Source organism: Kineococcus glutinatus, assembly GCF_039542765.1.
Classification (GTDB): domain Bacteria; phylum Actinomycetota; class Actinomycetes; order Actinomycetales; family Kineococcaceae; genus Kineococcus_A; species Kineococcus_A glutinatus.
Genome location: NZ_BAABIL010000005.1, coordinates 1 through 5,634 on the forward strand (window position 1 = coordinate 1; position 5,634 = coordinate 5,634).

The 5,634-nt window shown below is 74.6% G+C and carries 5 protein-coding genes; all 5 read left to right on the forward strand.

Annotated features, from left to right (window positions below; translation table 11 throughout):
- Nucleotides 1-194: 194 nt before the first annotated feature.
- Nucleotides 195-707, forward strand: a complete 513-nt coding sequence (locus tag ABEB16_RS00375; protein ID WP_345710298.1) for a hypothetical protein — start codon at nt 195-197, stop codon at nt 705-707.
- 228 nt (nt 708-935) lie between these two features.
- Nucleotides 936-2,639: an ABC transporter substrate-binding protein gene (locus ABEB16_RS00380; RefSeq protein ID WP_345710299.1), complete on the forward strand. Its 1,704-nt coding sequence runs from the start codon at nt 936-938 to the stop codon at nt 2,637-2,639.
- A 55-nt stretch (nt 2,640-2,694) separates the two neighbouring features.
- Nucleotides 2,695-3,699 carry an ABC transporter permease gene (locus tag ABEB16_RS00385; protein ID WP_345710300.1) on the forward strand — a complete coding sequence of 335 codons (1,005 nt, stop codon included), beginning with the start codon at nt 2,695-2,697 and terminating at the stop codon, nt 3,697-3,699.
- A complete protein-coding gene (locus ABEB16_RS00390; RefSeq protein ID WP_345710301.1) occupies nt 3,696-4,607 on the forward strand; it encodes an ABC transporter permease in 912 nt (303 codons plus the stop codon). The genes ABEB16_RS00385 and ABEB16_RS00390 overlap by 4 nt, the downstream gene beginning before the upstream one ends.
- On the forward strand, nt 4,604-5,634 hold a 1,031-nt coding region (locus tag ABEB16_RS00395; protein ID WP_345710302.1), incomplete at its 3' end, for an ABC transporter ATP-binding protein. The genes ABEB16_RS00390 and ABEB16_RS00395, both read left to right, overlap by 4 nt.

A 5,634-nucleotide genomic window follows, 5' to 3' on the forward strand; every position in this document is an offset into this window, starting at 1 on the left:
GCCGGCGAGGGCGGCGGCCCGCCCGCACGCGGGTGGCGGGGACGTCGTGCGCGCGACGGGCCGGCGCCGTGCGCCCGGAGCGGGGCACCTCCCGCCGGCGGGGGACCCCGTCACGGCTCCGCCCGCCTTTGACAGTTCGCCGGGCCGGGAGGACGGTGGGGGCGGACCGTCCGCGAGACCCCCGGGGAGCAGCGATGACGACGCGAACGCCCGCGCGGGCGGTGTGCGCGCTGGCTGCCGCCACCGCCCTCGTATGCACGACGGCCACCGCCGCGAGCGCGAGCCGGTGCGGCGCCGAGACGATCACCACGGTGGCCACCACGTGGGGCCCGCCCGAGGAGTTCGGCGCCAGCGAGCGGCGGCGCGGCCCGCTGCCGCAGGCCACGCGTTTCGACGTCGTCAGCGAGGTCGCGCGTCCCGGCCGCACCAGCGCTTCGGGCACCCTCGACGCGCGAGAGGCGCACGAGGCGGTGCAGCGCGTGCTGGGCACGACGTGGACCCCCGACGTCGCCGTCGGGGACCGCTGGCACCTCGACCTCGCCACCCCCGCGACCGGCCGGGTGGGCGTCGCGGCGGTCGGGCGGTCGCTGCGGGCCGTGGTGACCGAGCGCGCGCTGCTGCCGGACTGCAGCGACGGTGCCGTGCGGGGGAACGCGGTGGTCGAGGGCACCGAGGTCTCGCTGCAGATCCGCGAGGACGTGGCCTGAGGAGGGGACCGCCGGCGGGCAGGCGCACCGACGGCACCGACGCCCCGACGTCCCCCGCAGGTGCGCCCACCGCCCGGCACGTCGCGACACGTCCGCTACGAGCCGGGAACAATCTCGTCAAGCCTGTGTAACACCATAGGATCGCCGGTCGGCGGGCAACGACGCCCGCATATCGTCCGGTGCGCTGCGCGCCTGCGCAGCGAGCCCCGACCGATGACGAGGTTGTCCATGCCCTGGTTCCCCCCGACCGAGCGCCGCCCGGTGCGCACGGTCCTCACGGCCGCCGCCCTGACGGCCCTCCTCGCGGCCACGACGAGCTGCGCCGAGAGCCAGCGCGACGACGACTCCGGCAGCGGTGGGTCGTCCTCCGCCGGAGGTGGCGGCACGTTCGTCTTCGCGGCCTCCTCCGACCCCTCCAGCCTCGACCCCTCCTTCGCCAGCGACGGCGAGACGTTCCGGGTGTCCCGGCAGATCTTCGAGGGCCTCGTCGGCACCGTGCCCGGCACCGCCGACCCCGCGCCGCTGCTGGCCGAGTCCTGGACCACCAGCGCCGACGGGCTCACGTACACGTTCACCCTGCGCGAGGGCGTGGAGTTCTCCGACGGGACGCCCTTCGACGCCGAGGCGGTCTGCGCGAACTTCGAGCGCTGGTACAACCGCACCGGCATCCAGCAGTCGGAGAACCTCTCGTACTACTACCGCTCGCTGTTCCGCGGCTTCAAGGAGAACGGCGACGCGGACCTGCAGACCCCGCTGTACAAGAGCTGCACCGCCGACGCGGCGAACCAGGCGACCATCGCCCTCAACGCCCCGTTCGCCGGGTTCATCGCCGCGCTGTCGCTGCCGGCGCTGTCCATGCAGAGCCCCACCGCCATCGCCGAGCACCGGGGCGACGAGGTCGGCGGCACCGACTCCGACCCCCGCTTCTCCGAGTACGCCAGCGCCCACCCCACCGGCACCGGCCCGTTCCTCTTCGACTCCTGGGACCGCGGCCAGCAGGTCGTCCTCAAGCCCAACCCGAACTACTGGGGGGAGAAGGCGAAGGTCGACGAGGTCGTCATCCGCACCATCTCCGACGGCACCGCCCGCCGGCAGGCCCTGCAGAGCGGCGACATCGACGGCTACGACCTCGTCGCGCCCGCCGACGTCGCCGGCCTGGAGGCCGACGGGTTCCAGATCGAGCAGCGCAAGCCGTTCAACATCCTCTACCTCGGCATCAACCAGGCGGTCCCCGCGCTGCAGGACATCCGGGTGCGGCAGGCCATCGCCCACGCCCTCGACAAGGAGGCGCTCGCCACGGGCACCCTGCCGGAGGGCACCGAACCGGCCACGCAGTTCATCCCCGACACCGTCGTCGGCTACGCCGAGGACGTGCCCACCTACCCGCACGACGTCGCCAGGGCGAGGCAGCTGCTGGCCGAGGCGGGCCAGCCCGACCTCACCCTCGACTTCGTCTACCCCACGGGTGTGTCCCGCCCGTACATGCCCAACCCCGAGGACACGTTCAAGGTGCTGAGCACCCAGCTCGCCGAGGCCGGCATCACCGTGAACCCCGTACCGCTGAAGTGGACCCCCGACTACCTCGACCGCGTCCAGGGCACCCCCGACCACGGCCTGCACCTGCTGGGGTGGACCGGCGACTACAACGACCCGGACAACTTCGTGGGCGTGTTCTTCGGGAAGAAGTCCAACGAGTGGGGCTTCGACGACCCGGAGCTCTTCGGCGCCCTAGACCAGGCCCGCGGACTGCCCACCCAGGAGGCGCAGGTCCCGGCCTACCAGGCGATCAACAGGCAGATCATGACGAAGCTGCCCGGTGTCCCGCTGGCCAGCCCCATCCCCTCCCTCGCCTTCTCCGCCGAGGTCAGCGGCTACGAGCCCAGCCCCGTCCAGGACGAGGTCTGGAACACGATCTCGCTGCAGGGGAGCTGATGCGGCGCGGTGCCGGCGGGGGCGTCCCCGCGCGGGGCCGGGGAGGCGGTGCGGCGTGCTGAGCCTCGTCGTGCGCCGGCTCGGGCTGCTCGTGCCCGTCCTCGTCGGCCTGTCCGTGCTGCTGTTCGCGTGGGTGCGGGCGCTGCCCGGCGACCCCGCGCGGGCGCTGCTCGGGGAGCGGGCCACCCCCGCCGGCATCGCGGAGGTCAACCGCCTCTACGGCTTCGACCAGCCGTGGTGGCAGCAGTACCTCACCTACGTCTCCCGCATCGCGCGCGGCGACTTCGGCAACTCCACCCGCACCGGGCAGCCGGTGCTGGACACCTTCCTCGAGCGGTTCCCCGCCACCGTCGAGCTCGCGGTCGCCGCGCTGCTCGTCGCCGTCGTCGTCGGCATCCCGCTGGGCTACCTCGCAGCCCGCCGCGCCGGCAGCTGGTGGGACCAGCTCGTCGTCGGAGGCTCCCTGCTCGGGGTGGTCGTGCCCGTCTTCTTCCTCGCATTCCTGCTCAAGTGGCTCTTCGCCCTCGAACTGGGCTGGCTGCCGACGGCGGGGCGGCAGGACGCCCGCATCGACGCCACCCACGTGACGAACCTCTACGTCCTCGACGGCCTGCTCACCCGCGAGTGGGACGCCTCCTGGGACGCGGTCGTCCACCTCGTGCTGCCCGCCCTCGCGCTGGGCGCGATCCCGCTGGCCATCGTCGTGCGCATCACCCGCGCCTCGGTGCTGGAGGTCCTCACCGAGGACCACGTGCGCACCGCCGAGGCCAAGGGGCTGCTGCGGCGCACCGTCAGCCGCCGGCACGTGCTGCGCAACGCCATGCTCCCCGTCTCCACCACCCTCGGCCTGCAGGCCGGGGCGCTGCTGGCCGGCGCCGTCCTCACCGAGACGGTGTTCGCGTTCAACGGGATCGGGGAGTACCTCTTCCAAGCCGTCAACCAGCTGGACTACCCCGTGCTGCAGGGATTCATCCTCGTCATCGCCGTCGTCTACGCCCTCGTCAACCTCGTCGTCGACGTCAGCTACGGCCTCCTCGACCCTCGGGTGCGGACCGCGTGAGCGCCACCAGCGCCGTCGTCGCCGAGGCGGCCGGGTCCGCCCCCACCTCCGCCGCCCGCGGCCGCGCCGTCTGGGAGCGGTTGCGGCGCGACCCGGGCGCCTGGGCCGGGGCCGTCATCGTCACGGCGTTCGTCGTCGTCGCGCTCGCCGCCCCGCTCATCGCCCCCTACGAACCGGCCAGGTCGCAGTGGATCGGCCAGATCACCCCCGCGCACGTGCCCGGCCCCTCCGCCGACCACCTGCTCGGGCTGGACTCCTTCGGCTCGGACCTGTTCACCCAGCTCGTCCACGGCGCCCGGCAGTCCCTCGTCATCGGGGTCGTCTCCACCCTGCTGGGGCTGCTGGCCGGTTCCGCCCTCGGGTTGCTGGCCGGCGGCATCGGCGGCCGGGTGGACACCGCCGTCATGCGCGTCGTCGACGTCCTGCTGTCGGTGCCGGCGCTGCTGCTGGCCGTGAGCGTCGCCGCCGTGGTCGGGCGCAGCGCCCTGTCGGTCATGGTCGCGATCGCCGCCGCCCAGGTGCCGATCTTCGCGCGGCTGCTGCGGGCCTCGCTGCTGGCCCAGCGCGGCCGCGACTACGTCGTGGCGCTGCGCTCCCTCGGGCTGCGGCAGCGGCGCATCGTCGTGGGCCACATGCTGCCCAACGCGCTGGGCCCGCTGCTCGTGCAGGCGACGCTGGTGCTGGCCACCGCCGTCATCGAGGTCGCCGCCCTGTCCTACCTCGGGCTCGGCCAGGCCGACCCGGCCGTCGCGGAGTGGGGGCGCATGCTCGTCAAGGCGCAGGAGCGGCTGGAGGCCGAACCGGACCTCGCCCTGTGGCCGGGGGCGTGCATCGCCGTCACCGCCCTCGGCTTCACCCTCCTCGGGGAGGCGCTGCGCCAGGCCCTCGACCCGCGGGCACGCCGGTGAGCGCCGCAGCGGCCGCCGCGGCCGGCTCCCCGGGCACCGCCACCACCGCGCCGTTGCTGTCGGTGCGGGACCTGCGGGTGCGCTTCGTGCGCAAGGGCGCCCCCGACGTCACCGCCGTCGACGGCGTCTCCTTCGACGTGGCCGCCGGCGAGGTCCTCGGCCTCGTCGGGGAGTCCGGCTGCGGCAAGTCCGTCACCTCCCTGGCCGTCATGGGCCTGCTGCCCAGGCGCAGCGCCCGGGTGGAGGGCCAGGTGCTCTTCGACGGCCGCGACCTGCTCACGCTGGGGGAGCGCGAGCGCCGCGACCTGCGCGGGCGCGACCTCGGCATGGTGTTCCAGGACCCCATGACCTCCCTCAACCCCGTCGTCACCGTCGGCACCCAGGTGACGGAGGTGCTGCGCCGGCACGAAGGGCTGGGCCGGCGCGCCGCGCGGGAGCAGGCCGCGGAGCTGCTGCGCCGCGTCGGCATCCCCGACCCGGTGCGCCGGCTGGGGGAGTACCCCCACCAGCTCTCCGGCGGCATGCGCCAGCGCGCCCTCATCGCCATCGCGCTGGCCTGCCGCCCGCGGCTGCTCATCGCCGACGAGCCCACCACCGCCCTCGACGTCACCATCCAGGCGCAGGTCCTCGACCTGCTGCAGCAGCTCGTCCGGGAGTCCGGCACCGCCATGGTCCTCATCACCCACGACCTCGGCGTCGTCGCCGGCCTCTGCGACCGCGTCGACGTGCTCTATGCCGGCCGCGTCGTGGAGTCCGCCGCGCGCCGCGACCTGTTCGCCGCGCCCCGGCACCGCTACACCACCGGGCTGCTGGCCTCGGTGCCCCGCACCGACACCGCCGGCCGGACCCCGCTCACCCCGGTGCCGGGCTCCGTGCGCGACCTGCTGCCGTGGGAGGCCGGCTGCGCGTTCCTGCCCCGCTGCAGCCGCGGCGACGACGCCTGCCGCAGCAGTGGCATCGAGCTCGTCGCGCGGGCCCCCGGCGACGCCGGCGCCGACCACCGCGCCCGTTGCGTGCACCCCGCCGG